The sequence below is a fragment of the Anaeromyxobacter oryzisoli genome, from assembly GCF_022690765.1.
Lineage (GTDB): Bacteria > Myxococcota > Myxococcia > Myxococcales > Anaeromyxobacteraceae > Anaeromyxobacter > Anaeromyxobacter oryzisoli.
Genome location: NZ_JALCZA010000157.1, coordinates 1 through 2,658, shown reverse-complemented (window position 1 = coordinate 2,658; position 2,658 = coordinate 1). Strand labels below are relative to the sequence as shown.

Sequence of the window (2,658 nt, the reverse complement as noted above, 5' to 3'; positions counted from 1 at the left end):
CGCCTCGCCGCGCGGCGAGCGGGGCGACCCGTTCGCCGCGACGGCTCGCGCGGCCGACCGCTCCTTGGCCCTCCTCCGGATCTCCAGGAAGTCCATCGCCGGTCCCGATTCTACAGCGCCCGCGCCGTCGTTCCCAGGTACGAGGCGAGGTCCGCCGCCGCCGCCTCGACCACCTCCGCGCCGAGCGGGTCCGCCTCGCGCACGAGCCCCTCCAGCAGCGCGCTCGCGGCGAGCTGATTCACCCTTCGTGGGACACCGCCCGTGAGGCGGTGCACCGCGGCCACGGCGTCGGGGGCGAACAGCGGGGCCTCTCGCCCCGCTATCGCGAGCCGGTGGGCCAGGTACCGCGCGGTCTCGTCCAGGTCGAGGGCGCCGAGGTGGTACGCGACGCCGATCCGCTGCTCGAAGGCCTCCCCCGCGACGCTCCGGAGGCGCTCGCGCAGCTCCGGCTGCCCGAGCAGGACCAGCCCGACGAGCGCGCGATCGTCCGCGGCGAGGTTCGTGAGGAGCCGCAGCTCGTCGAACGCGGCGCGCGTGGGGACGAGCTGGGCCTCGTCCACGATCACCACCGCGAAGAGCCCCTGCTCGTCCAGCCGGGCGCAGTGCTCGGCCAGGCGCGCGAACACGTCAGCCTTGCGCCGGCCAGGGGCGAGCCCGAACCCCTCCGCGACGGCGCCGAGGAGCTGGGCCGGCGGGAGCGCCGGGTGCACCACGAAGCTGAAGCGGCACCGCTCGGCGAACGCGTCCACGAGCGCCCGCGAGAGCACGGTCTTCCCGGCGCCGATCTCGCCCGTGAGCACCGCGAGCTCGCGCTCCTCGAGGGCGTGGGAGAGGCGCGCGAGCGCCTCGGCGTGCTGGCGCGACGGGAACAGGAACGCCGGGTCGGGCGTCTTCGAGAAGGGCCGCCGGGACAGGCCGTAGTGCTCGAGGTACATCGATCACCCCGGGGCGCGGCGGGCGGGCCCTTCCGCGGGCGAGGCGACGCCGGGCCCGTCGCCGCCGAGGCCCTCCCCCTCGAGGGCCTCCTCGATGATCGCGCCGACGTCGAGCACGAGCACGGTGCGGCCGTTGCCGAGATCGGTGGCGCCCGCGACGCCGCGGACGCCGCGCAGCGCGGGGCCGAGCGGCTTCACGACGACGTCCTGCTGCCCGACCACGGCGTCCACCGCGATCCCGAGCCGCTGCTGGGCGAGCCCGACCACCACCGCGAAGAACGGATCGGGCGCGCGCCCGCCCTGGAGCGCGAAGAAGCGGCCGAGGCGCACGAGCGGCACCGTCGCCCCGCGGATCGAGATCACCTCGCGCGTGGAGAGGGTTCGCACCTCGCAGGCGCGCACCTCGAGGATCTCGACGACGCTGCCGAGCGGGACCACGTACGTCCGCCCGGCCACCTCGACGACGAGCGCGCGGACGATCGCGAGCGTCACCGGGAGCGTGATCTCGAAGCGCGTGCCGCGCCCGCGCTGCGTCTGGATCTCGATGATCCCGGAGAGGGCGGCGACGTTGTTCTTCACGACGTCCATCCCGACGCCCCGGCCGGAGAGGCTCGTCACCTGGCGCGCGGTCGAGAAGCCGGGGAGGAAGATGAGGTTCATCACCTCGCGCCGCGAGAGCTCCCGGAGCTCCTCGGGGGTGGCGAGGCCGCGCTGGACCGCGACCTCGCGGATCCGGTCCTCGTCCATCCCCGCGCCGTCGTCCTCGACCACGATCTGCACGTGGCTCCCCTGCTGCGCCGCCGCGAGCCGGACGCGGCCGGCGCGCGGCTTGCCGGCGCGCGCGCGCGCGTCCGGGGCCTCGACGCCGTGATCGATGGCGTTCCGGACGAGGTGCATGAGGGGGTCCGACAGGTCCTCGACGATGAGCTTGTCGAGCCCCACGTCGCCGCCGGTCACCTGGAGCTCGATCTCCTTCCCGACCTCGCGGGCGAGCTTGCGCACCATGCGCGCGAGCTTGTCGAAGACCTGCTCGAGGGGGACCATCCGGACCTCGAGGATCCCCGCCTGCAGCTCCGCGAGCCGCCGCTCCAGCGCGCGGTCGGCCCGGTGCAGCTCGGCGCCCAGCGCGGCGTCGCCGCCCTGCGCCTTGTGACGCTCGGCGAGCGCGTGGAGGGTGGACTTCACCAGCACGAGCTCCCCGACGATCGTCATGAGCCGGTCGAGCTTGCGGATGTCCACCCGCACCGCCTGCGACGCGGACCGCAGCGAGGGGGGCTCCTCCGCCGGCGCGGGCGCCTCCGGTGGCCGCGCCGGCTCTCCGCCGGCGACGCGCGGGACGACCTCCACCACCGCGGCCGGTCCCGCCTCCCGGCGGATCGCCTCGAGCGGCTCCTTCGAGGCGAACAGCAGCACGAACGCGATGCCCTGCGGATCGCGGACGTCGGCGGACGGCAGCGTCGAGACCACCTCGCCGAGCTTCTTCAGGCGGCCGTTCAGGGCCGAGAGCTCGCCGTCGAAGCTTGCGAGGTCGAAGGCGACCTCGATCCGGTGGACGGCGAGCCCACGCCGCGCCGCGGCGCGGAGGCGGTGCTCCTCGTACTCGGTGAGGACCGCGCGCACCTGGGGCGCGAGGGCGAGCGCGGGCCCCTCGGCGGGCTCCGCGGCCGCGGCCGCCGGCGCCGCGTGGGCGCGGAGCCGCTCCGCGAGGCGCGCCGCGGCCTCG

The 2,658-nt window shown here is 75.8% G+C and carries 2 protein-coding genes; both read right to left on the bottom strand.

Annotated elements, in window-relative coordinates; all coding sequences use genetic code 11:
* Positions 1 to 110 precede the first annotated feature (110 nt).
* Positions 111 to 935 (bottom strand): ExeA family protein, encoded by an 825-nt coding sequence (locus tag MNZ27_RS23070; RefSeq protein WP_242396410.1) that lies wholly within the window; start codon positions 933 to 935, stop codon positions 111 to 113.
* Between the two features lie 3 nt (positions 936 to 938).
* On the bottom strand, positions 939 to 2,658 hold a 1,720-nt coding region (locus MNZ27_RS23065; protein ID WP_242396409.1), incomplete at its 5' end, for a chemotaxis protein CheA.